The 24,378-nt window shown below is 65.9% G+C and carries 16 protein-coding genes; 13 read left to right on the top strand and 3 right to left on the bottom strand.

Going from position 1 to position 24,378, the window contains the following annotated elements; genetic code table 11:
• Positions 1-8 precede the first annotated feature (8 nt).
• From mobF to ACYVDA_RS15920, 12 genes are all read left to right on the top strand, one after another.
• Positions 9-3,389 carry a MobF family relaxase gene (mobF, locus tag ACYVDA_RS15865; protein WP_460819418.1) on the top strand — a complete coding sequence of 1,127 codons (3,381 nt, stop codon included), beginning with the start codon at positions 9-11 and terminating at the stop codon, positions 3,387-3,389.
• 89 nt (positions 3,390-3,478) lie between these two features.
• Positions 3,479-4,765 carry a hypothetical protein gene (locus ACYVDA_RS15870; RefSeq protein WP_460819397.1) on the top strand — a complete coding sequence of 429 codons (1,287 nt, stop codon included), beginning with the start codon at positions 3,479-3,481 and terminating at the stop codon, positions 4,763-4,765.
• Positions 4,762-5,889 carry a toprim domain-containing protein gene (locus ACYVDA_RS15875; protein ID WP_460819398.1) on the top strand — a complete coding sequence of 376 codons (1,128 nt, stop codon included), beginning with the start codon at positions 4,762-4,764 and terminating at the stop codon, positions 5,887-5,889. Before ACYVDA_RS15870 ends, ACYVDA_RS15875 begins: the two co-directional genes overlap by 4 nt.
• 720 nt (positions 5,890-6,609) lie before the next feature.
• Positions 6,610-6,873, top strand: a complete 264-nt coding sequence (locus ACYVDA_RS15880) for a hypothetical protein (RefSeq protein ID WP_460819399.1) — start codon at positions 6,610-6,612, stop codon at positions 6,871-6,873.
• Between the two features lie 206 nt (positions 6,874-7,079).
• On the top strand, positions 7,080-7,517 hold the full coding sequence (locus ACYVDA_RS15885; RefSeq protein ID WP_460819400.1) for a hypothetical protein: 438 nt from the start codon (positions 7,080-7,082) through the stop codon (positions 7,515-7,517).
• Positions 7,514-8,518 carry a M23 family metallopeptidase gene (locus ACYVDA_RS15890; protein WP_460819401.1) on the top strand — a complete coding sequence of 335 codons (1,005 nt, stop codon included), beginning with the start codon at positions 7,514-7,516 and terminating at the stop codon, positions 8,516-8,518. The genes ACYVDA_RS15885 and ACYVDA_RS15890 overlap by 4 nt, the downstream gene beginning before the upstream one ends.
• Before the next feature lie 31 nt (positions 8,519-8,549).
• Positions 8,550-8,837: a DUF6112 family protein gene (locus ACYVDA_RS15895; protein ID WP_460819402.1), complete on the top strand. Its 288-nt coding sequence runs from the start codon at positions 8,550-8,552 to the stop codon at positions 8,835-8,837.
• 107 nt (positions 8,838-8,944) lie between these two features.
• Positions 8,945-10,165: a type IV secretion system protein gene (locus ACYVDA_RS15900; RefSeq protein WP_460819403.1), complete on the top strand. Its 1,221-nt coding sequence runs from the start codon at positions 8,945-8,947 to the stop codon at positions 10,163-10,165.
• Positions 10,165-11,622, top strand: a complete 1,458-nt coding sequence (locus ACYVDA_RS15905) for an SCO6880 family protein (RefSeq protein ID WP_460819404.1) — start codon at positions 10,165-10,167, stop codon at positions 11,620-11,622. Before ACYVDA_RS15900 ends, ACYVDA_RS15905 begins: the two co-directional genes overlap by 1 nt.
• Positions 11,619-12,956 carry an ATP-binding protein gene (locus ACYVDA_RS15910; RefSeq protein ID WP_460819405.1) on the top strand — a complete coding sequence of 446 codons (1,338 nt, stop codon included), beginning with the start codon at positions 11,619-11,621 and terminating at the stop codon, positions 12,954-12,956. Before ACYVDA_RS15905 ends, ACYVDA_RS15910 begins: the two co-directional genes overlap by 4 nt.
• Positions 12,957-13,339: 383 nt before the next feature.
• Positions 13,340-14,635 (top strand): type IV secretory system conjugative DNA transfer family protein, encoded by a 1,296-nt coding sequence (locus tag ACYVDA_RS15915; RefSeq protein WP_460819406.1) that lies wholly within the window; start codon positions 13,340-13,342, stop codon positions 14,633-14,635.
• Entirely contained in the window at positions 14,632-15,153 is a 522-nt protein-coding gene (locus ACYVDA_RS15920; protein WP_460819407.1) for a DUF4913 domain-containing protein, read from the top strand. The genes ACYVDA_RS15915 and ACYVDA_RS15920 overlap by 4 nt, the downstream gene beginning before the upstream one ends.
• Positions 15,154-15,247: 94 nt before the next feature.
• On the opposite strand, the gene ACYVDA_RS15925 is transcribed toward ACYVDA_RS15920, so the two are convergent.
• Positions 15,248-16,462, bottom strand: coding sequence for an IS110 family RNA-guided transposase (locus ACYVDA_RS15925; RefSeq protein WP_460819408.1), 1,215 nt, complete (start codon positions 16,460-16,462; stop codon positions 15,248-15,250).
• A 368-nt stretch (positions 16,463-16,830) separates the two neighbouring features.
• On the opposite strand from ACYVDA_RS15925, the gene ACYVDA_RS15930 reads away from it, so the two are divergent.
• Positions 16,831-19,581 carry a TrlF family AAA-like ATPase gene (locus ACYVDA_RS15930; protein WP_460819409.1) on the top strand — a complete coding sequence of 917 codons (2,751 nt, stop codon included), beginning with the start codon at positions 16,831-16,833 and terminating at the stop codon, positions 19,579-19,581.
• A 715-nt stretch (positions 19,582-20,296) separates the two neighbouring features.
• Here ACYVDA_RS15930 and ACYVDA_RS15935 read toward each other — a convergent pair.
• Together ACYVDA_RS15935 and ACYVDA_RS15940 are read right to left on the bottom strand one after the other, a co-directional pair.
• Positions 20,297-23,212 (bottom strand): Eco57I restriction-modification methylase domain-containing protein, encoded by a 2,916-nt coding sequence (locus tag ACYVDA_RS15935; protein WP_460819410.1) that lies wholly within the window; start codon positions 23,210-23,212, stop codon positions 20,297-20,299.
• 249 nt (positions 23,213-23,461) lie between these two features.
• Entirely contained in the window at positions 23,462-24,049 is a 588-nt protein-coding gene (locus ACYVDA_RS15940; RefSeq protein ID WP_460819411.1) for a hypothetical protein, read from the bottom strand.
• Positions 24,050-24,378 lie beyond the last annotated feature (329 nt).

The raw sequence follows: 24,378 nt of genomic DNA on the forward strand, positions 1-24,378 counted from the left end.
GCACCGTGATGACCGTCCACAAGCTCACCGCCGGCGACGGCTACACCTACTTGACCCGTCAGGTCGCCTCGGCCGACGAACAGCGTCCGCGCGGGCAGTCCCTCGCCGACTACTACGTCGCGCGAGGCAACCCACCCGGGGTGTGGCTCGGCGCCGGATCGGCACTACTTGGCCTGGAAGGCACCCCGGTGTACGAGGCGCAGATGAAGTCGCTGTTCGGACAAGGTCTCCACCCCAATGCCGAGCGGCTGTTGGCGTCGGGCGCTACGTCCAGCCAAGTGCGGCTCGGGCGTCCCTTCGCCGGCCAGGACGAGTTCACGTCCGTCCCGGGCCGGGCCTCTCGGACCGTGTCGGGTTTCGATCTGGTCTTCACTCCCGTCAAGTCGGTGTCGATCCTGTGGGGGTTGTCCTCACCTGAAACCCGCTCCCAGGTCGAGGACGCCCACCACGCTGCCGTGGCCTCGGCGATGAACTGGGTCCAGACGCACGCCGCGTTCACGCGGACCGGGCATGCCGGTGTCGCCCAGATCGACGCCACTGGCCTGATCTGCGCGGCTTTCGACCACCGAGAGTCCCGTGCAGGCGACCCGGACCTCCACACCCACGTCGCTGTCGCCAACAAGGTCTGCGGGTCGGACGGACGTTGGCGGTCCTTGGACGCCCGAGGGCTTTTCGGGCTGGGCGTTGCGGCCTCTGAGCACTACAACACCCGCCTCGAGGACGAGCTCGCGCGCCGGCTCGGCGTGGAGTTCCAGGAGCGTTCCGGGCGTTCGCGCAACAAGCGCCCGGTCCGCGAGGTGGTCGGGATCCCGCAGCAGCTCATCACTCACTTCTCCCGCCGACGTGCCGCCATCGAGACACGGTTGGCCGAGCTGATGTCCTCCTTTCGTTTGACTCACGGACGAGAGCCGAAGCGATCCGCCTCCCTGGCACTAGCCCAGCAGGCCACCTTGGAGACCAGACAGGGCAAGCCGCCCGTCCGCGCCCTGGCCGAGCAGGTGTCCGACTGGCGCTTCCAAGCCGACTCGGTGCTGGGTCGCCCCGTCGAAGATGTTGTGGCCTCGGCCCTCCACCGCGCAGATCCCGTCACGCACATCTCTGACGACGAGGTCGACGCGGTCGCCCACGACGTCGTACGCACCATCTCGGTGACTCGAGCAACGTGGACCCTGTGGAACGTTTACGCCGAGACCGAGCGGGCCCTGCGGAGCAACCACTTTGAGGACGAGCATTCACGGACGAGGGCCACCGAGGCCGTCGTCGGGCGCGCTACCGGCCCTGGCCTCGCGATCCGTATCTCGGAGCCTGAGCTGATCGCTGAGCCTGACGGGCTCCGCCGCGCCTCTGACGGTCGGAGCACCTTCATCCCTCACGGGTCGGACCGCTTCACCACCAGCGCCGTACTGGCCGCAGAGGACGCCCTCGTTGCTGCTGGCACTTCACTCGACGGGCCCACCTGCGACGACGTCATCGTCCAAGCTGCCCTTGCGCTCAGTGAGGCTCGAAGCGGGCAGATGCTGGATCTTGGCCAGCGTCACCTCGTGGAGGCCTTCGCGTCGCCCGCTCGCCTCGTCGTCGGTATTGGTGCCGCTGGGACCGGGAAGACCACCGCCATGCAGGCACTGCGCGACGTCTGGAGCGCCAACGGCGGCCGGCTCGTCCCCCTAGCCACTTCCGCACGAGCCGCCGAGGTCCTCGGGGACCAGCTCGACGTCCGCGCCGAGAACCTGCACAAGTTCCTCTTCGAGCTCGACAGGCCCGGTGGCCCCGCCGAGCCGTGGTTCGAGCTGCAGCCGGGCGACCTGGTGCTCGTCGACGAGGCGGGCATGGCCGGCACGATGCAACTGGCTCGCCTGCTTCGGGCGACGACCGAGGCCGGGGCGACTTTGAGACTGCTCGGCGACCCGGCGCAGCTTGCCTCGGTCGACGCGGGCGGGGCACTGCGGCTGCTCGAGCACGAGGTCGGCGCCATCTACCTCACCGAGCTGCATAGGTTCGAGAACCCCGACGAGGCAAGAGCGAGCCTCCTCTTGCGCGAGGGAAGTGTCTCAGCGCTGACCTTTTACGAGGACCAAGGTCGAATTCGTTCCGGGTCTGATACCGAGGTGCTGGAGCTCGCATACGCCGGGTGGGCCAGCGACGACGCCGCGGGGCTGTCCTCGGTGCTCATCGCGGCGACCAACGACGACGTGGTCGCCCTGAACGCCCGCGCCAGGCTGGATCGGGTCGCCTCGGGCGCCGTCGAGCTCGACGGAGTGATCCTTCACGACGGAAACCTCGCCGGGGTCGGCGACCGGGTGACGACCCGGGAGAACGACCGCTTTCTCGGGTACGGCCGCGGCCGATGGGTCCGCAACGGCGACACCTGGCGCGTCGTACGCCGCCATCACGACGGATCTCTGACCCTTCGGCACATCGAGCGGGCAGGGCGGATCCGCCTGCCGGCTGACTACGTCGCCGAGTCAGTCGAACTCGCCTATGCCGGCACCGTGCACCGCGTCCAGGGCGCCACCACCAACACCGCCCACGCCCTCGTCACGAGCACCATGACCGGGGAGGCGCTCTACGTCGCCTCCACCCGTGCCCGCACCCGGACGACCTGGTACGTCGAGACCCACAGCGACGCCGACGTCCTGAGCGAGCACGAGCCGGAGACTCCGCCCACGGCGGCGGATGTCCTCACAAGCGTGCTCGGCCATCGCAGCACGGACGGCTCAGCTACCGAGGCGCTCCGGGACGTCCAAGGCGCCGCCGAGGCCCTGCCTGTGCTCGTCCGACGTTACGAACACGCACGGCACCACGCCGCCGCAGACTCGCTGACGGAGGCAGCGCAGAGCCTTGATCCGGGTATCCGATCGCGGTTGCTGGCTGACCCGGCGCGCGGTCGACTGGCAGACGCGCTGGCAACTGCGAGCGGACACGGTCACGACGCAGAAGCCATATTCCGGGCTGCCGTGGCGACGGTCGACCTCGACCAGGCCCGCTCGCCCGCGCTCGTGCTGGCCGAGCGAATCCTGGACCACGGATGGACTCGACGCTCTGACTCGCAACCCGGACCACTCCCCTGGCTTCCGGCTCCAGACGTGGGTCACGCCGGATGGTCGCCCTACCTGGAGGAGCGGGCATCACTCATTCGGCACCGACTCGCCGAGCTCGGGAGCCTGATTGGGGCCTACCGTGAGCAGTACGACGTCACCGACCCCGACGGTCTTGGTGCTCCCCCTCCACCGGGCACCCGACAGGCCGACGCCTACCAGGCAGCACTGCGCGAGCAAGCGGCCGCCGAGACCGGTCCTCCGGTCCGGGCTGCGCACGACATCGGTCGACCGAGGTCTCCGTCCAATCGATCCGTCACGACTCCACGGCAAGGACCACGCCTGAGTCTCTGACCGTCCCATCACGCAATCAGCACCGCTCGGGAGGTGTCGTTGTGCCGTACCCAGTTGCGCCTTCATCCCCGCCCTACCACGACTCGGCCGTGTCGTACGGCGACCTTGTGGCCGCGGCTCGGACCGACCTCGACGTTGCCGTGGCTCATGTGCATGCGCAGCACACCGCCGAGGACGTCACAACCGATCTGCTCGGCTACGAACGATTCCTTCGTGTCGCCGCCACCCACCTGGCCCAGCTGCGCGACCTGACCGGCACCCAGCACTCCAGCCTCGACAACCTGATCCGCAGAATTCGGCGCCTTGAGCACCGCGACGTCCCGGACGGTCCTTGGGCGCGAGCAGCCGCGTCGCTCGGGGCGGCTCACGATTTGGTCGCCACGCACACGACCGGCTCCGTCATGCACACCCACGAGGCAGAGGAGCTCATTGTCGGGCCAGCAAGCCTGCGTGCGTGCGCGACGCTCGTGGGGCTCATCGTCGAGGCAGAGGCCGGAGCCCAGGCAACTCTGGACCGATTTCGCTGGCAGCGACGTTCGCTTGAGAGAAGCCCTGAGTTGAGTCACGTGGTGGCTCGGGTGCGTAGCTTCCACCTCACCCTGGAGACGGTCAGCAAGGCGGCGCTGTGGGAGCTCGAGCACGCTTCCGAGCCGATGTCCGGTCGCGGTCTCGAGGGCATTAAGGCTGCCCCCACCAGGTATGCGCTGGTCCCCGGCTCCAGCTCCCTCGAAGATCGGCTGAACGCGCTGCGTCTCGTTCGCCAGATCGCACGGATGCAAGCCGTCGGGCGGGCACCAGCGAGCCCCGAGAGCGTCCGCGACATCACTCGCCTGGGCATGGTGTCCACCGACCCGGACGGCCCGCTCCCCCGTCCCACCACGGGTCTAGGACGTGTTCGCACCGCGCACGCACAAGACCGACTCGCCGTCGCGCACGCGGCGTGGAGGACCGCCGGAGCCGAGTTCGCCGCGACCGTCCGCGGTGTCACCAAGGCCCCACACGACCTGCAGCTGGCCGTGGCCACGGTCCTGGGAGAAGACACCGACCCGTTCCCCCTCCGGCTCGCGATCGCCGAGGCCCTACCCCGCCTGGCTACTGATGCAAGCGCAACGGTGAACGTACTCACGGTCGACAGAGCGCTGCTCACCAAGCAACCGGTCTATGCCCAGCCTCGGCGGGAATGGCGTCCGATCACGGCGGAGCAAGGGGCTGACCTCGCCAGCTGTCTGGTGACCGCAGGCTCGGCGAGCGTGGCCGCGGCGTACGCATTGCGCGATCTGCAACCGCACGACGAGAACAGGGCCCAACCTGGGGACGCGCGCGTTCTGGGGCGGCAACGGGTCGCGTCACGCGAGCTTGGTGGCCTCCGACCATGAGCGGGCCCGTCCCAGACCCCCGGCTGTACGCCGCCAACGAAGCCGCCGCCGCCTTCTTCCGGCGCGGCCTCCTGGGCGCATCCGGATCAGGCCCGCGCGCCTACCTCAGGGATAGGGGGTTCGCCGCGCTGTTGAGCCATGACTGTCGCTGGACGGTTGGGCACGCACCCGGCGGGTGGACCAATCTCCGCGACCACCTGCGCGGCTCGGGGTTCGGCGCAGACGAACTCATGGCCGCCGGTCTGGTGCTGCGCACCAGACAAGGTGGACTGATTGATCGGTTCCGCGACCGCATCACCTTCGGCATCCGCGATCGGGAGGGTCGCCTCTGCGGTTTCACCGCCCGCAAGTCCCCTGGAGCACCCTCAGAAGCCCCGAAGTACATCAACTCGCCGACGACGCAGATCTATGCCAAGAGCGAGCTTCTGTTTGGGCTCGGAGAAGCGGTCACCCCGCTTGAAAGCGTAATCGTCACCGAGGGTCCGCTGGACGCCATCGCGGTCGACCTCAGCCTGACCACGAGCACTGCCCAGCCATCGGGCGTCGCCCTGTGCGGATGCGCTCTCACCGGTGACCACGCTAGCCAACTGCGAGCGACTGGCATCGCCCGCGCGGTGCTCGCGCTCGATCCAGACGGCCCGGGTCGGCGGGCGCTGCTACCAGCGTCTCGGTGGTTGATGTCTCGGGGTCTGGACACGTCGATGGCCACGGGGGCGCACGATCCCGCAGACCTCCTGCGCTACGGAGGGCAGGCAGAGGTCGCGACGGTCGCCGCGACGGCTCGGCCCGCTGCGGCCGTCTTGGTGGACCAACTCGTTGATGCGTGGCCTACACGGGGAATGGGCGCCGAGTCGGATCTGTGCTGCCTACGAAGCGTTCTTCGTCAGCTCGTCACGCTCCCCGGGATCGACCCGGCTGCGCTGGCGACCAACTTGGCCACGAGAATCCCGCTTGGTCTGGAGACCGTCAGTTTCGAACTGGCGGGCTGCTGGCAGCGCCGGGCGAGCCACGGTCAACGCGACCACGGGTCAGCAAGGCGAGTGGACTTGGACGCCACTCTCCATGAACTTGAACCCTCCAGCCCGAGCTTGCGCGGGATCGCGTGCAGCTCACCGACCCTCTGAACTGCATTGGAGTTGCTAGCGCAGACCCCCCTGAGGGGCTAGGGAGGGCGACGGGGCGAAATGCAGTGCGCGAACCTGCACCGGAACCTCACGGATGCTCGGACAAGTGCAGTCCGCGCGAGGGTTAGGGAGCGTTGAGCTGCGCGGTCAGCGCTGGAGGTGGCTGCCGCTGCTCTCAGCCGATGACCCTGCTGGCCCTTACTGCTCCTTGGGTCCCGCTTCGAAAACGGCCCACCGTCACCCCCGCCCGAGACACCAGCAACTCCGGGTCGATGGCGTGACGTCGTGTGGAAGACAAGCGGCGGACCTCAGCGGGGGCCGACACCCTTTCGGCCTTTAAAGACATTCACAATCGCCACTTCAACCTCGCCCCCCGAACGCCGCCCGACCCACAATCACGACTAGACGCACGAACCAGATAGCTAGAGCTCCAAACACGACAGCCCAGAAGTACTCACTGTTGAAGGCGCAGTAGAGAGTCATGCCGGTCATCACCAACTGAAACAAGAGAACGACTGCGAATCCACGCACCGGCACCCATGGTCGACCGCCAGTCATTTGCGCTCCTCCAGGTTCAGTTGCCCCAGCCGTCGACGCTCGAGTAAACGTCGCGGCGTGTATCGAACCCTCCGAGTATGTCGGCAACAGGCGTACCCTGATTGGACTTCGGGACCGGACTGGAGTTGATGTGCCATGAGCGACCAGTCAAGGCCCTCCCGCGTGGTCATCGTCGACGCCGACAATCCGCTGCGGGAGATCTACGGCGAGTTCTTCTGGCGCGAGGACCACGAGCGAGTCGTGACCTCTGAGCGCGAGCGGGCGTTCCAAGAGGGCTACCAACAGGGCCTGCGCGACGCGTCCGCGAGCTATCCGCCGGTTCGAAACCGACGGCGCGCGCGCCCCGCTCACGTACTGCGCTGGACGATTCTGCTGCTGGTCGCGGTCGCTTTCTTCACCACGTTGATCGGGTCGATGACCCGCTAGATCCACAGCCCTCGTGGTTGGGCCGGTTTTCCACAGATCCGGCTGAGGGGGTTCCAGCCGCGGCTCCAGGCGGGGTGATGGTCGAAGGGCATTGACCCTTCGACCGCCTCGGGAGCGTTTCCATGGGCCCCCAGACTCGCTTCATTGCTCTGGCCGCAGCGCCGCTCGTGCTGGCTGGGTGCGGCGTGCAGTCCCTGGGGCGCCCCGTGACCGCGAGCGAGTCAGCTGCCAAGTACACCGATCCGCAGCCGCAGCCGCCGGCGTACGCCCTGGCGTCGATGCAGCAGCTTCGTGTGTCGACCGAGTTCGTCAACGGGGTGTGCGCCTACGAAGCGATCTCAGAGCCCAAAGCAGCGTTCCTGAACCGAGTTGCGGGTCTCGTGACTCCCTCCGAGCTCACACGACTCCGCCGTTCCGACCGCGCCCACCTGAACTGGCCGGCGCTCCGCGCGCGACGCGAGCAAGTGCGGGTTCGCGTGAATGGCGTCTCGCAGGCCGGGTCGGCTGATCACGTCGTGGTCGAACTGTTGCGCACGACCCGGACGGACTTCGTGACGGTCCGCTCCTTTGAACGGCTCGAGCTGCACCTGGCCGAGACCGCCGATGGCCCTCTCGTCGCCGACGCAGAGGGGGCGTGCTCGTGAAAGCCCTGGTCCTCTTCTCCGCACCCGTCGTGGCCCTGCTTCTCCTGCTCCTCGGTGTCGTGGTGATTCTGGTGCCCGTCGCTGCTCCCCCGGTCCTCACCTCGGCGGGATGCGTACCGACGGTCCCCGGCGGCGGCGTGAGCGGCGTACGTCTGGACGCGCAGCAGCTCGGAGTCGCCGCAGCTGTGGTGCGTGTCGGTCAGCAGACCCACGTGCCCGCTCGTGGCTGGGTGGTGGCGCTGGCTGCAGGTCTGCAGGAGTCGGGACTGCGTCCGCTGTCCTACGGCGACCGTGACTCCATCGGTGTGTTCCAGCAGCGTGCGGCCTGGGCGTCGTACGCCGATCGAATCAACCCCACCACCGCAGCACGGATGTTCTTCACGGGCGGCCATGGCGGTCAGCGGGGACTCACCGGCATCCCGGGATGGCAGACCATGCCCATCGGGCGAGCGGCCCAGGCCGTCCAGGTCAGTGCCTACCCGGACGCCTACGCCAAGTGGGAGCAGCTCGCGACCCAGCTCGTCCACCGGGTCGCCCACGTCGACCCGACCAGCTGCGACGGCCCAGCCACGAGCGGTGGCAGCGGGCGTTGGACGTTCCCGCTCGGCAACGCGTCCTACGTCATGACCGCTGGTTTCGGCGAGTGTGGGACCCATTGGACGAACTGCCACACCGGCCAGGACTTCGCCGTCCCGACCGGGACCCCGGTCATGAGCGCTGGTGACGGCACGGTCGTGTTCGCGGGCTGGGCGGGTCCCTACGGCTACGCGGTGCGCGTGTTCCACGCCGGTGGCGTCGCCACCTGGTACTGCCACTTGTCACGTCTCGAGACCCAGCGGGGTGCCCAGGTCGCCGCCGGCCGCGTCATCGGCCTCTCGGGCAGCACCGGAAACACCACGGGGCCGCACCTCCACCTCGAGGTCCGCCTCGGTGCAAGTCCCATCGCCACCGGAACGCCTGTCAACCCCCTTCCCTGGCTGCGTCAGCGCCACCTGCTCTGAGCACGACACCACCACCCAGAAGGAGAGAACGATGCTCGATCCCACGAAGGTCAGCGTGAACCCGAACCCGAACGGACTGCCCGGCGGCGCGCAGATCCAGCAGATCCTCAACGGCCTCGGCGGCTGGGCGCTGCTCGCAGCTCTGGGAGGGCTGCTCATCAGCGTCATCATCTGGTCGCTCGGCAGCTTCGGCGGCAACTACCAGGCCGTCTCCAAGGGCAAGACCGGCGTGCTGGTCTGCGGAGCCGCCGCCATGATCGCCGGCGGCGCCGCGCCGATCATCAACTTCTTCTCCAACCTCGGCACCCAGATCCGCTGACCGCCATGCCGTTCGCCGCGTACGCACTCGGTTCGGGAACCTCACCCCCACAGGCATCCTCATCGGGCTGCTCCTGGTGGGACCTCGCATGCAAGGGCGGGCAGGAGGTGGCCAACTCCGGGCTCAGCGCCATCACCAAGTCCATCGCCTCGGGCGCCGAGATGCTGCTGGGCCAGATCATCAAGGTGATCGATGAATCCTCGACCGTGCCGCTGACCGACCCGACGTACCGCCACGTCTACTACGGCTTCCTCGGGCTAGCGGCGCCCCTCATCGGAGTCGTGCTCTCCATCGCGCTCGTGGTCGCCTCCGTACGCCGTGACTTCACCACCCTGACCCGAGCCGCTGCCGGGATCGGAGTCGCTGGCCTGGGCGGCGCGTTCTACATCGTGTTCGCCCAGCTGCTCATCGGCCTGGACGACTGGCTCTCCCACGGCGTCGTGCAGGTGACCGGCTACAACCTCAGCGACGCGATCACCCAGATCGCCACCGGCTTTCACAACATCGCGGGCGGCCAAGGCGAGATCGCGGCCAACATGCTGCTCCTCCTGCTGATGCTGATCATGCTGGTGGCCGGGCTGATCCTGTGGTTCGTCCTCGTCCTGCGCAAGATCGCCATCCTGGTCGTCGTCGCCTTCGCCCCACTCCTGATCGCCGGCTGCCTGTGGGCCCCCACCCGCAGCTGGGTCCGCAAGACGACCGAGGTCCTCGTCGCCCTGGTCTTCACCAAGACCGCGATCTTCACGCTCTTCGGCATCGGTCTCGCGCTGCTTTCGCGTGGCACCGGCCAGTCCCTCAGCGATTTCGTCGGCACCACGGTCCTCATGTGCGGCGCCTGCTTCGCGCCCTTGGTGATGCTGCGGCTGGTGCACTTCGCGGCCGACACCCACCTGGCCGGCGAGGCCATGGGCAACCTCAGCGGCGGGATGCGGCCCGTGACCAGCCGCCTGCACCACTCCAGCTCTCACTCGGGCATGAGCCGTCACGACATGGCCCGACAGCAGTCCACCGGGCCGAGCCCCGAGGCACCGACGCCCGTCAAAGCAGCACCGCTCGCCTCGCCGGGGAAGACGACGGGCAGCTCGGCCGGAGCATCCGCGGGCTCGTCGGCGGCAACCGCGTCATCCGCGGGCGCGGCCGCGGGCCCTGCCGGTATGGCGGCCGGCGTCGCCGCCGAGACCGCCGCCGGCGCGAAAGCGGCTGCCAGCCAGGCCGTGCGCACCGCCCCGGCCAAGGCCGTCGAGCTCGCCAGACCCGACGACGGGGCCCAAGCGCCGTTGCGCGGCCCGGACCTTCCCACGCGTGACACCACCGGAAAGGACTCGTGATGACACAGACCACGAAGGAGCCCCCGACCTACACCTTCGGCCGCCGCGATCGCGGCGGGATCCTCGTCGGGTTCCGCGGCGCCCAGGTGCTCCTGATCGGCGCCGGATTCGCCGCCGTGCTCCTCGGGCTTCTCCTGGCTGGCTCCCAGGGCGGAGTGCTCGGCTTCGCCGTCTTCACCGCGGCCAGCATCGTCGCGCTCACCCCCGTCGGGGGCCAGACGGCCGTCGACTGGACCCGTCCCCTGGCCAACCACACCCACAACCGAGTGACGCGCGGCAAGGCCTACCGCGGCGGCCCCTACGCGATGACCCGACGCAAGGAGGACCGGATCGACCTCCCGGGAGTCGGACAGCACCTGCAGCTGCACGACGTCACGACCCCGACCGGCTCCATCGCCGCACTCAGGATGGGCACGCAGTGGACCATGGTCCTCCGCGTGCGAGGGTCCAACTACGTGCTCGCCGACCGCGCCTCCCAGGAGCGCCGCATCGCCGACTGGGGCGCACTGCTCTCGCAGTGCGGGCAGGAGGGGTCGCGCATCTCCAAGGTCCAGTGGCTCGAGCGCACCGTCCCCGACAGCGGCCACGACCTCGAGGACTGGTGGACCCACCACGGTGACCAGTCCACGCCATACGCCACGCAGTACGCCGACCTCATCGCCAAAGCCGGACCGGCCGCCACACGCCACGACAGCTACGTCGCCATCTCCATCGACGCCCACAAGCTCCGGCGCCCGATCCGTCAGGCCGGCTGCGGGACGCCCGGCACCGCCAAGGTCCTGACCGCCGAGGTCAGCTGGGTCACCCAGGCCCTCGCCCGCGCCGACATCGACGTAATCGGCGCCCTCGACCCCCACCAGTTCGCCAGCCTCGTGCGCAGCCAGTACGACCCCGTCTGGTCAGCCGGCCACGACGACGCCGCCCTCTCGAGCCTGCGCGCCGCCGGCCCCATCGCGACCGAGGCCCACTGGGACCACTACCGCACCGACAGCGGCATCCACGCCGTCTTCTGGATCGCCGAGTGGCCCTCGGTGCCGGTCGAGGCAGCCTGGATCTACCCGCTCGTCGCCCTGGGCGGTGTACGCCGCACCGTGTCGGTCACCGCCGAACCCATCGCCCCATCCCGCTCCCTGCGCGAGCTGCGCAGCAAGCGCGTCGCCAAGCGAGCCGACGAGTCCCAGCGCCGACGCCTCGGCCAGGTCGAGACCGCCCAGGACGACGCCGAGTACGCCGCCCTCGAACGCCGGGAGCAGGAACTCGTCCGAGGCCACACCGAGTACCGCTACACCGGCTGGATCACCGTCAGCGCCACCACCCGCGACGAACTCGAAGCCGCCTGCTCCACCGTCGAGCAGGTCGCCGTCCGCAGCGCCCTCGAGCTCCGCAGGGTCTACGGCGAGGTCGACCAGGCCTTCCTCTTCGGCGGACTCCCCCTCACCCTCGGGGTGACCGCATGAGGACCAAGCCCCTCGAGGCACGCAAGGCCATCGGTCGCCCGCTGCGACCGATGCGGACCCCGGCGCACCGAGCCACGACACGCAACCTGCAGGCCGTCTACCCCTTCGTCGTCGACTCAACTCTGAGCTCACGCGGCGTCTACATCGGCCGCCAGGCGGGATCGGATGCGAGCTTCGTCTTCGACCCCTGGGAGCTGTACGCCGACAACGTCATCACCAACCCCAACATCCTCCTCGCCGGCGTCATCGGACGCGGCAAGAGCGCCCTGGCCAAGTCACTCGCGCTGAGAATGACCGCGTTCGGCGTTCGGGTCTACGTCCCCGGCGACCCCAAGGGTGAGTGGGGCCCCGTTGCGCGCGCACTCGGCGTCGAACCGATCGTGCTCGGCCGTGGCCTCCCCGCCCGGGTCAACCCGCTCGACCCCGGCCCACAACCGGACGGCATGCCGTCCGACGACTGGCAGCGCGAGGTGCTCGCCCGCCGCAACGGTCTGCTCGCCTCCCTCGCCGAGACGACCCTCGACCGGCGTCTGCAGCCCGTCGAGCGCAACGCGCTCCTGCTCGCCCTCACCAGCGTCACCAGTCGTCACGACCCCGCCGGCGGCACCGCCCCGGTCCTCCCGGAGATCGTCCACGCCCTCATGCAGCCCGACGAGCAGACCGCCCGCACTCTGAACATGACCGCGCGCGAGCTGGCCGTCGAGTCGCGCAGCGCAGCACTCGAGTTGCGCCGGCTCGTCGTGGGCGACCTCGCCGGGCTCTTCGACGGGCCCACCACCCAGCCCCTGGACTTCGACGCACCCATGCAGGTCCTCGACACCTCACGACTCGCCGGCGACGACACCGCGATCGCTCTGCTGATGACCTGCGCCTCGGCCTGGATGGAGACCACCCTCTCCGCCAACCGTGGCGGCCGGCGCCTCGTGGTCTACGACGAGGCCTGGCGCATGCTGCGCCACCTCGCCCTCGTGCGGCGCATGCAGTCGCAGTGGAAGCTCTCCCGCGCCCTCGGCGTCGCCAACCTCGCCGTCGTCCACCGCATCTCCGACCTCGGAGCCGTCGGCGCCAGCGGGAGCGAGGCAGTCGCCCTGGCCCAAGGACTGCTCGCCGACTGCTCCACCCGCATCGTCTACGCCCAGGAGTCCGACCAGGTCGATGCCACCGCTACCGCACTGGGCCTCTCTGACGTCGAGGCCGAGCAGCTGATCCACCTCTCCCGGGGACGCGGCTTGTGGCGCATCGGACAGCACTCCGCGATCGTCGACCACGTCCTCGGCCCGGCTGAGGTCGACGTCGTCGACACCGACGGCCGGATGCGAGGTCAGGCGTCATGAGGGGCCATGACGAGCGACCTGACCAGCTCGCCGTTCCCGTCCTGTGGCTGATGGGCGGCATCCTGGCCGCCTCCAGCCTCTGCTGGATCGCGGCACAAGGCAGCCTGGTCCTCACCGGGACACCTTTGTCGCACACGTCGTTCACCGACTCCCCCGGCTTCACGTTCGGACTCGCGCGAGGGGACGGGGCCGCACGCTCATGGGCTTACGCTTACCCGCATGCCGCCGATCTGCACGTCGGCCTGTTCTGGGCGGTGCTCGGCCTCCTCACGGTTCTACTCCTGGTCGTGATCAGCGCGGCATTGGTCCGATGGGCAGGGAGAGGAGACCGACGCTCGGATCCCGCGACGTGGGCGTCTGGTCGTGAGGAACGCACGATCGCGGTGGCTCGCGCTCCCGAGCGACGCCGGTGGCGGCTCGTGGCCGGCCGAGGCCGCGCGAGCTCTCGACTCCTGGCCGGTGAGGACTGCGTATCAGCGGTCGCTTTCGGCCCCAACGGCTCCGGCAAGACCACCAGCCTAATCGTCCCCAACGTGCTCGACTGGAACGGCCCCGTCGTGCTCACCACTGCCAAGCCGCAGGACCTCGAACCCGTCTGCTCGGCTCGTGCCGCCAGCGGGCCGGTCTGGGTCATCGCGCCCGGCGGAGCACCCGGGCACGACACCACCGGCTGGTCACCCATCGAGGCCGCCAGCAACCGCGAGGCGGCCGACCGGGTCGCCGAGTGGATGGTCGACTCCTCCGGCATGACCGACGACCCCAAGGCTCGCCCCTGGAATGCCCAAGCACGGAAGTACCTCAAGGGACTGCTCCTCGCAGCCAATGCGAGCAAGGGCGGCATCGCGGAGTGGACCCAGTGGGTCTACGCCGGCGAGAAGGCCCGCGACACCGTTGAGGATGTCCTACGGAGCGCTGGACACAACGAGGTCGCCCAGGAGTACGCCACCACGTGGCAGATCCACGAAGAGGGCAAGGGGTCCGTCCTGTTCACCGCCCTCGGCCTCGCCGACACCTACTCCCGACCCGGCGTCCGCGCGGCCATCGAGCGAGGTGGCTTCACCGTCGCCGACCTCCTCGATCGGAACGGGACACTCTGCATCGTCACCCCAAGCGCGGAGGGCGACCGTTTCGCGCCGTACTTCACGACCCTGGTCTCCGCGGTCACCCACGAGGCCGAACGACGCGCCGCTGCTCGAGGCGGGCCACTCGAACCGCGGCTGCTGCTCGCTCTTGACGAGGCCGGCAACGTCTTCCGCTACCCCCGGCTCCCCCACCTGCTCACGACGTCACGCGGCAACGGGATCCAGCTGCTGCTGATCTACCACGACCTAGCCCAGGTAGAGCACCTGTACGGCGGCCGCGACGTCGCCCGCACCGTCGTCTCCAACGCCAAGATGCGAATGCTCCTCCCGGGCGTCGGCGACCTCGAGACCCTGCGCTACTGGTCTGACCTCATGGGCCAGACCCGCACGCAGAGCCACGGATCCACCACTGGAGCCGATGGACGACGGTCCCGCTCACTCAGCGAGCACCCCGACCAGCTCGCGCCCCTGCACCGACTGCAGCAGCTACCCGACGGCCAGGCCGTGCTGGTCTACCAGAACCTCCCGCCAACCCGCGTGCGACTGCTCCCCTGGTACGCCGACCGCCGCTTCCGCCACCTCAGCCGGCACTCATGAGCGAGTCCATGGACGCCTCACAGTCCGATCCCCTAGCCGAGCAGCTGCTTCGTCATGCGCAGCTCCTCAGCCAGCTCCGCCGCGACCTCGACGAGACCACCAACACCGTCACCGACGTCGCTGCGGACGTCCTCTCCCGGGTCGAGGATCTCGAGACGCTGAACGCTTCAGGCCGCTTGCCGAGCGCATGGAGCTGGCGGAACCTCGGCGACGTCGCCACGAAGCAGCTGTGGCAGGAACTCACGGGCTGGGTGGACTGGCTGCGCTCCCGCTACCCGCTAGCTCGTAAAGTGCCACCGTGCTGGTCCGAGCATCCCGAGGTCGTCGAGGAGCTCACAGCGCTTTGGCTCGCTTGGCAATACGCCTACGAGGAGCGCGACGCCCCCCTCACCGCCGCGTCCGATTGGCATGACCGGTGGCTCCCTGGAGTGCTCCACCGCCTCGAGCACGGGCCATTCGCAGTCGACTGTTCAGAGCAGCACCGCCGGCGTCCTGCAACGGCGTACGCCCAGACCTAGCGCGTCTCAGGTCCTCACCGTCACGCTGGGTGCCGGACACCCTGCCTGCATAGGGCGAGCCAACAAGCCGCTGCGTACCGGCTCCCTTCTGTTGTCAACCGGTCGGGCGTAGCGTCTTTCGCGCGGGTCCGGGAAGTGGCTGATCCGAAGTGTCGATGTGCGGGGACAGGTCGACCGCGCTGGACTGAAGAGTCGCCCCGCAGTGCCCTCCCGGACCCGCTCCAGGATTCCGCGCGGCGTCGTCCTGGGCGTCGTCGAGGAGCTGTCGGTAGATGGCGTCGGAGATCCTTCGCTTGAGGCATCGGATCGCCTCGAGCGGCTTCTTGCCCTCGGCTCGCTTGCGCCGGTAGTAGGCCCGGCCGTCGGTGTCGAGGCGTAGCTGGGTGACCGCGGCGATGTGGATCATGTGGTTCATCCGTCGGTTCCCAGCGCGGGAGAGCCGGTGCCGGTTCTGTTCACCAGATGAGGCGTCGAGTGGGGCGGTGCCGGTCCAGGACGCGAACCGGTTGCGGTCAGCGAACCTGTGCACGTCGCCGACGTCGGCCAGGATCCGGGCGGCCACGACGGGGCCGACGCCGTGGAGGTCCATCAGGTGCGACCCACGGGCCAGCACGATGGCCTTGAGCTCTGCGGTGGTCTTCTTGATCTTGGCCTCGATCGCGATCAGCTCAGCCAATTCCTCGACAGCGATACGACGGCGGGTCTTGCCGGCGATGTCGCGGGGGCGGACGCTGGCCAGCATCGTCTTGGCCTGACCGGTGGTGATGTCGCGTTTGGCCTGTCCAGGCAGCAGTTCGGCCAGCAGGGCCTGCAACCGGTCGACTGTTTGGACCCGGCGCCGGGTGAGTGCTTCGCGGCGGTCGGTCAAGATCCGCAGTGCCTCGAGCTCGCCGTCGACCTGCAACACCCGCAGGGTGCTGGTGCGGACCGCGACGACAGCGATGGAGTGTGCGTCCAGTGCGTCGGTCTTGCGGTTGTGTCCGGTGTCGAAGAGGCGGACCCGGGCGGCGAGCTTGGCCGGTACATCGACGACGCGCTCGCCGGCTTCGAGAAGCCGTTGCGCGAGAGGCCGACCGGCTCCGTTGGCACCCTCGACGGCCCAGACCCGGTCGGGCCACGCCTTGGCGTAGGTGCGCATGGCCTTGTAGCCGGCCTGCTCGGTGGTGAACCGTCCCGAGCCGAGCAACCGCTCGTGACGGTCCACGACCTCGATGGTGGCCGATAACTTGTGGGGATCTACGCCGATGATGACCTGCTCCATGATGCTGCTCCCGCCTATGCGTTCCGATGTGGACGGCGAGGTGGGCATTGCTACTACGAGCAGAGCAGTCCCTTCTTGAGCCACACCTCGTCAGCGGCGCCCCGAGGGCAGCAAACCGATAGTGAGCCACACCCCGAACTTCAGGTGGGCAGCCCAATAGAGAGCGATCCCGCGGGGCACCTAGACCGAGTCTGGCCAGACGCCGGCCCTGCGAGAAGTCTCTAGTAGCCCAGAGTGACCGCCACTGCTGATACTCGCGAAGTCTCTGAAGGGCGGCTGCTGCCAAAACCTGTCCGTGCGGACCGAGGTCGGTTGGTTACAAAAAAAGGCTGATCTTCATCGGCGGGCTCAGCTCGGCTTCGGCCGGCCGGCCGGCCGACGCGGCGCGGCGCGGCGCGCCATGCAAACATCAGCCCATGACGGCCGCTCCTGTATCCGCACAAATCCTGGAAGCCTCGATGCCTCAGGCGGAAGAGCATGCGGGTGCGCGGTGGTGGAGTCTCGATTTGCACGCTCATTCGCCGGCTTCGTTCGACTACGGAGGCCTCGAGGGCAGCTTGAACGCCGAGTCGAAGCCGTCGTTCAGGGAGTGGATTCAGGCATACATCGCCGCGGGCGTCGACGGCATCGTTGTCACGGACCACAACTCGCACCTAGGGATCGAGCCAGCCCGCCAGGCGTTGAAGGACTTACGCGGGGAGGATCTAGAACTACCGCCATTCGTGATCTTCCCGGGTGTCGAGATCACGGCAACGGGAGGGATTCACATTCTCGGCGTGTTCGACCCTGCGGCCGACGACGATGTTGTCAACCAGGCGCTAACTCTCTGCCGCTACGCAGGCACCCGCGGGGCGAGCGACCAGACGGCCAACATGACGGTTGCCGACGTTGCCAAGGAGATTTCGGGGCTGGGTGGGATTTGCATTCCGGCGCACGCTGACCAGCCTCGCGGCATCTTCGGAATGGACCACCGTGAATTAGTGGCTCTCGCGGAGACGTCGCACCTCATGGCGGTTGAGGTCGTGGATGACACGCAGGTCGGTATTGCAAAGCGACATGGCTGGGTTCCGGTTCTCGGCTCTGATGCCCACCATCTGACCACGACCTCCTGCCCGCCCGGGATCGAGGCGAAGGCGCCTGGCACCCATCTGACCCTCATCAAAGCGCAGACTCTCGACCTGGATGGACTACTACTCGCTTTGACCGATCCCGGCGAGTCGGTACGTCGATGCCGAAGTGGCTACGGCGACCTCAACGCCACCGCCCATGGCCACATCGACCGCGTGCAGGTAACGCGCGGGGACGCTGCCGAGGTGTACCGCTTCGGACCCTGGATGAACTGCTTGATCGGGGGACGTGGAGTTGGCAAGTCGACCCTCGTCGAGTTGCTCCGTCTAGCGCTCGGACGCAGCCATGAGCTGGAGGGTTCTGTTGCCGACGACCTCAGGCGGTTCAGCCCCGAGGCCGACGTTGGGGAGCGCTGGTGGGACGACGAGACCCAGATCGTGGTGGATTACACGAAGGACCAGCGGCTGCTACGTGTCACTTGGTCCGGCACTAACCCCGAGAAGCCGAAGCTCAGCCTATGGACAGGCGACTCCTGGCAGGAACAATCGGGCCGGGCCGTTGATCGCGCTCCAGTCCGCATCTTCAGTCAGAAGCAAATCTATGAACTCGCTACGTCACCGCAGAGCTTCCTCACGATCCTGGACGACATGCCGGCGATCCAGCGCGGCGAGTGGGATGAGGAGTACGAGGAACTGCACCTTTGGTTAAGAGGAGAGCGAAACAAGCTTCGCCAACTTCTCGCCGAGACGGAGAAGGCGGACCGCATCCGTGGGCAGCTCCAGGAGGTACAGGGCCGGCTGAGGCATCTGGCGGAGCTGCGGGCTAGCGTTGAGTACCAGGAGCTCGAACGGTCCGAGGCCCGAATCAGGGAGGCTACAGCTGCCGAGGAGCAGGCCCTGAGCCTGGAGCAACGGCTGGCCGCCGATGCCCGCACGCTACGTGGCTTTGTCACCGATACCCTGCGCGGAACCGAGTTCGACGTACGGGCCGACACCTTCGCCTCGGCTGCTGATCTCTTGGAGCAAGCGTCCTCGGCCTTAGCGGCTGGAAGGATGTTCTGGGCCGCACAAGGCACGGCTGATCGCTGGGACGAGCGAGTAGCGGAACTCAATGCTTGGCTCAGCGAACAAGGTGGATCTACGAGGATCTCGGCGGAACAAACCCGTGCGGACCGCCAACGAGAGGCGGAGCTGGAAGCAGAGTTGCTTGAGGTCGAGAGCTCCGAGGGGAGAGTTCGGGAGCAGCAAGCAGTCATCGATCGGCTCCTTGCAAAAATCTCTTTTAAGCGGACCGAACTGTTTACCCGGCGACGGGAGTACACAAGGCAGCTCGGCACAACAGCGGACTCCCCGACCAAGGTGGAGGTGCACCAGCAAGGCGACGTTGAAAGCATTGGGGACGACCTGCGGAGCCTTCTCAACTGCCCAGAATCATTCGATTCGGCATTCGGCAGTGACGGCATTGCCGCTGCCCTGTTGAGTCAAGAGCCGAGAAATCCGCGGTTTCCACAAGCGGTGGCCTCGTTCAAGCAGGCACTCATCGAGTTCGTCGAGGCCGGAGCCGATTCTGCAATCGGAAAATCCATCACCGTCGACCGCCGCTTCTACACGCGGCTGGCGAACAGCGACACTTTCGACCTAGTAACCCACATCATGTTGTGGTTTCCGGAGGACCTCGTGTCTGTCCGCTATCGCCCGCGGGACGGCCAGGGCTACATCCCGGTAGATCGGGGTTCACCCGGCCAGAAAACCGCGGCTTTGCTTACGGTAATTCTTCAGATGGGTACGGACCCGCTGCTGCTTGACCAGCCGGAAGATGACTTGGAGAACAAGCTCATTAGGCATCTCGCTGTTGAGACGCTGAAGGACATCAAGAGCCAACGGCAGCTGATCATTTCCACCCACAACGCCAATGTGGTCGTGACCTCGGCCGCAGAGAACATTCTCGTGCTAGAACACGGCGACGTGGTTCCGGGTATCGAGGCTGAGGGAACTCTGCAGACATTGGCGGTGAAGAACAACGTTTGCGAGATTCTCGAAGGTGGCGAGGATGCGATCACAACCAGATACCGGAGGCTCATTGGGTCAACGGGGGTGTAAGACCAGTCAGCACCCCGCCGGGCAAAACGGCCGTGCGTCGATCCGCCGCGTGTCAGCGTAAGCGAACACCTGCGGCGCGACCTGCCCACAATTTTGTGCCGGCGGCGACTAGCGGGCAGCCACGATTACGGTCATCGCTCCCACTAGAGTCGCCACACCAATCCACCACGAATGGTCCGCGAGGCGACGCTCGCCTCCTGTTCGGTATAGGGCAGCAAGAGAACCGCCGGTTCACCTAGGGCACAACAGAAAACGCGAACCCCAGAGCTACCAGTCCCCTGCTCTGGCTGGCACCAGTACCTCGCGCGCACACGGAACCATATCTACAAGCCCTCTCGTCCACGCCCCGTCAGCGCACTTATTGCGGGGTGAAGTCGAACGCTAATGGCAGACGCCAAACGTCGGAAATATCGCGGCGTAAGTGGGCTCGGTGACGACGAGCCCGGTTGCGGCGCTCGGACCTACGACACCAATGTTGGAAGGCGAGACGGACCCGAGTTTGGTTGACACCTCAACTAGACCGGGGGCCAGTCCCTCACACTGGGGGCCACCGGCTTGGGACGCGTCGGCCGGGTTCTGGCGCCAAGCTCAATCGCGCCCTCCGGGCGAACTGCGCGCAAAGTAGCGAGCAGGCCATCGGGGGCCACGACTGGACCTTGGTGCGAATGAGTCGCGAGTAGGGGGCGGGCGCAGAAACTCGCAGACGACCCATTACTCAGTCTTGACGCACTGTGTTGGCCACAAACTCCGATAGCACTCGCAAGTCCATGGATGATAGGCCGAAGGCGTCGCCAACGATCGCATCTAACTCACGCTCGCTGGTGGTTACAACTCTGGCCAGTTGCTCACGTCGGTGGCTGTCTCCAGCAAGTCCAAGCATCTCGGTGGTGATGCTCTGCAGGCGCTCGGCCAAGGTTGCCACTCGTGGATCGACCCGCCCGGGGAGCGGGAGTTCCTTGAGGTATCCGCCTTTGATCTTTGGGAACGTGCGTCGCCTGTCCCAGAACCGATCTAACCAATACGCTCTAACCGGTAGAGAGTTCAAGACCCCAAGCAAGTAATAGGGTGAGGTTCCCTCCTCTTTCGGGGTAACCATAAACATCGTGTTGAGGCACTGGTGACCATGTGAATCCAGGCCAAAATCCGGAAAAAGTCCCACTTGGCGACAAAGGACTTTTACCTGTTGGTCCTGGATATCAGGGTTCCACGATCCTCCAGAACGGGCAGCAAGGTCTGTGGTACATGCAAGCCCTGACCAAGTGGCTGCCCACCGGGTGACGTCTCCGCCGGTCAGGCACGAGCGGTACCCAACGGGGATTTTCCGCGAGAGTCCGTCTAAATGGAGGACGTCGCTGGTGTATATCTTCCGATTTCGTACCTGCTTGCCGAAGTTCACATTGGCGATCATCGACAATTTCTCTGTCGCATTGGAAATTCTATCCAAGATTGGTGCGACATCGTCCGAAGCGTGACTGCCTGTGAGTAGGGCATCCTTCGTCGCAAGAATCTTGGCGACATCGAGCTTCGTGCCCTGAACCAAGTCGAGATAGTTTCTGCCGACATCTGGAACATACCGCGAGACCGTAATCTCCTTCGCGGGCTTTCCCCTCCGCGCGGTCATGATGGCACAATCGACAGCTCGTTGAGCGAAGACGCTGCGGTCCAAAACCGCAACCTCCTCTAATCGACTACCAGTGAGAATGAGCCGCCGCAGGCCCTGGAGATAGTTGTTCGTCATCCAGTTGGTAGGCGTGATGAGTCCAAGGTAACCGTCGTTTCTCGTCAACTCTAGGCACTTCTCGATGAAGAGGTGATAGAGATCGACCTTGTAGGCAGCGGCTCGGTAGTGAGAACGATAGTACGCCAGCATCGAGTCGTCCCGAAACTCACCCTGAATGACGACGTACGGCGGATTGCCCACGATAACATCAAACCCCGGCCGCGAACCATGAAGGATTTCAGGAAATTCATCGGTCCACGAGAACGGATTGATCTGCCTCATTCGAGACTCGTCTTTGAACAGTGACGGTTCGTCACTAAAGAAGTCCGTCGAGATGAGCGAGTTGCCACAACGGATGTTTCGATCGAGATCCGGCAGGGCTCGCTCCTTGAAGAGGGTAAGTTGCTGGTCGAGGGTCTCAGCGGATTCGTTCTCGAGAACCTTTAAGAGCAAGGAGAGCTTAGTAACCTCGACCGCCTGTTCATCGACGTCCACGCCGAAGATGTGGTCGATTAGGATTCTTTTCCTCTCACCCGTGGTGAGCAACCAGAGATCGTCCGAGCTGCGGAAGATCTTGGGGTTCCTTCCACTCGCAGCCTGACCAGTGTCCCGGAGGTACTGCTCCAGATACCAGTTAAGGAGTCGCTCGTAGGCGACTATCAGGAAGGAGCCGGAACCGGATGACGCGTCGAGCACACGCAGCGGATGAGCAAACTTGCCACGATCTGTCCCGCTCACTTGCGCGATAGTCTTATTGTTAAGAGCCCGGACGAGCGTCTCGTCCACGATGTGGTCCACAACCATCTCGGGGGTATAGACAACACCCCCAGCCTTCTTGACTTCCGGCTTTTCGTCAATCCGAATGTCAACCCCTTGGAATGCGATGACCTTGCCAAGGAATTGTTCATAGACGTTTCCTAGGACCTGAGCTCCTAAGATACGGAAATCGAAGGCACTTCGCGGCCAGTACAGGTTGTCAATTAACTGCTTTAGGGGTCGGTTATCAACGTGGAGCCCGGAAGTCACAACGTCCGGCGTACCACCACGGCCTCGCTCGCGCTTCAGATGGAAAAGCCCACTGTTATAACGTTCGTCTGCTCGGAAGAACATCTCAACGAGCGCGGGGTAAATCTCGGGCTTCTTGCTAGCCTCACGGAGCCCCTGGTATGGCTCAATCCCGCGATCTTCGCAGATACGCAGGAACAAAATTCGATCGATAATCGTCTGTACCGCACTACTGAGATCATGCACAGATAGACCGGGATTGTTCTTTCGGATATTCTTGGCCAGGCTTAGTCGCCAGTGCTCAATGTAGTCAAGGATTGCGTCGTCAACTGGGACGCTCCCTCGACGCACTCTCTCATCCGCCGCGATGCGATCCAGTTTCCCATCCACGACGGAGTCGCGATGGAATCGTTCAGCGATCCAGTCCCACTCATCCACATACTTGTCAAATGTCAAATAGTGGAGGCGCGCGACTGACGCCGAGTCAGATTCTTCGGGCTTAATCCGCGTGTCGTAGAGGCTCAGTTCTTGAAAGTCACAAAGAACCGAATACGCAACTTTACCATTCCAGCCGTACGTTCTCACTTGGTGCGCCGGCGCCGGATCAACTTTAATTTTGACTGAGGGCTTTTTGGCCTCCAAAAAGAACTTGGTTTTGCCGCCCACACGAAATGCATAGTCTGGGGCTTTCTTGCCACCGTCAACGTCGAGCCGGCTCTCGATCACTACTTCTCTAAGGTGTTCGGGTAGACCCTGTCGGTTTCCTACGTCCCACCCAAGCGCCGAAATCATCGGATCAAGAAAATCCTGACGCAGGGAAGCCTCAACGTAGGCCAAGGATTCGTACGTTTGGCGGTTTTCCGCGTAACGCCTTATAAGTCTCTTGATCGTCTCCGGGGCCGCCACGACCCACCTCCTAGGTCTCAGGGCGCGACAGTAGCGCGACACGTCACCGAGGCAACAACAAGTCGGCACTCATGGCCCCAAATTTCTGACCCCTAGGCCGCAACCGCTCGCCTCGTCGGAGGCCGCCACCGCTCATCCCCGTGAACCAGGCCAAGCAGGCAAGCAGCCGGCCCCCACCACGCCGCTCAGAAGTGCGTGAGCCATGAAGCCGGACGCCGCCTGAGATGGTTCATTTCGCCGCATGGCTCGCTATTGGCGACGCCATGTCTCGTCTACCGCCTTGCTGGCTTCGTAGATCGCCTCGTAAAGATGCGTGGCGGCGTTGACCGCGATTGCAATTTCAAACTCGTGCGGTCCGAGGCGTATCGACTGTGCTTCCGTGTCGTACACAAAGGGCCAGTAGTCGCTGGCTACGTCGCGCGGGTCGTCGCCCGCCATGACCTGTTGCCTTTGGGGCCCACGACCTTGACCTCGTGCCCAATCCTCGAAGTGGATCAAGGCATTCCGCATCTCCTGGACTCCTTGGAGCGCGACCAGGTACTGCGAACGCGATGCGGCGAGATTCCGACCGACCACTGGATCCACATCGAGTGCCGCGAGCGTCTCGTGCGTAAGCCGCTCTGCGCCGAGCAACTGGGCAAGTGCCACGATAAGTGCACGGGCATCGAGCTGGGCTGAGCTGACGGGACCCGAGCGTGCATCACCGAGGTCCCTCATACGTGCCGCAGCCAGCCGGACGGCGGAGAGCCACCACAGCCCTTCAGAGACGGCAATGGCGAGCGGATTGTCGGCGGGAGACCAATCGTCGGGACCGTATGCCATGTCGTCGTTGTACATCACCCGTAAGCACCCGGCGGATCTCCGAGTCGGAATTGTTCTCGTTTGAGCGCTCCATTTGGCTGCGAGGTCGACGCGTCTTTCCACCGCCTTTGGGCCACGTCGGCGCGCTACCCCCGCTCACTTTCCTCCGGCTGAGGCTGTGCTGCTCATGGTCCGCCGAGCGTTCAGAAACAGCGCCGAACCGGGGCCAGCCACCTGTGGTGCAAGAGGTGTGAAGGCTTGCGACTTCGTCGCTGCGTTGGGGGATGAGAATCGGGGGGTCGCTCGGCGACGTCGGGACACACTGGTGCGGGTGAGCCCGTTGAGGTGTATGGCGTGGGGTCTTC

It is taken from the genome of Nocardioides korecus (assembly GCF_054778395.1).

Coding starts and splice junctions, on each gene's coding strand:
- mobF (WP_460819418.1), top strand. CDS start 9: ATGACCGTCCACAAGCTCACCGCCGGCGACGGCTACACCTACTTGACC.
- ACYVDA_RS15875 (WP_460819398.1), top strand. CDS start 4,762: ATGAGCGGGCCCGTCCCAGACCCCCGGCTGTACGCCGCCAACGAAGCC.
- ACYVDA_RS15895 (WP_460819402.1), top strand. CDS start 8,550: ATGCTCGATCCCACGAAGGTCAGCGTGAACCCGAACCCGAACGGACTG.
- ACYVDA_RS15905 (WP_460819404.1), top strand. CDS start 10,165: ATGACACAGACCACGAAGGAGCCCCCGACCTACACCTTCGGCCGCCGC.
- ACYVDA_RS15910 (WP_460819405.1), top strand. CDS start 11,619: ATGAGGACCAAGCCCCTCGAGGCACGCAAGGCCATCGGTCGCCCGCTG.
- ACYVDA_RS15920 (WP_460819407.1), top strand. CDS start 14,632: ATGAGCGAGTCCATGGACGCCTCACAGTCCGATCCCCTAGCCGAGCAG.
- ACYVDA_RS15925 (WP_460819408.1), bottom strand. CDS start 16,462: ATGCCCACCTCGCCGTCCACATCGGAACGCATAGGCGGGAGCAGCATC.
- ACYVDA_RS15930 (WP_460819409.1), top strand. CDS start 16,831: ATGACGGCCGCTCCTGTATCCGCACAAATCCTGGAAGCCTCGATGCCT.
- ACYVDA_RS15940 (WP_460819411.1), bottom strand. CDS start 24,049: ATGTACAACGACGACATGGCATACGGTCCCGACGATTGGTCTCCCGCC.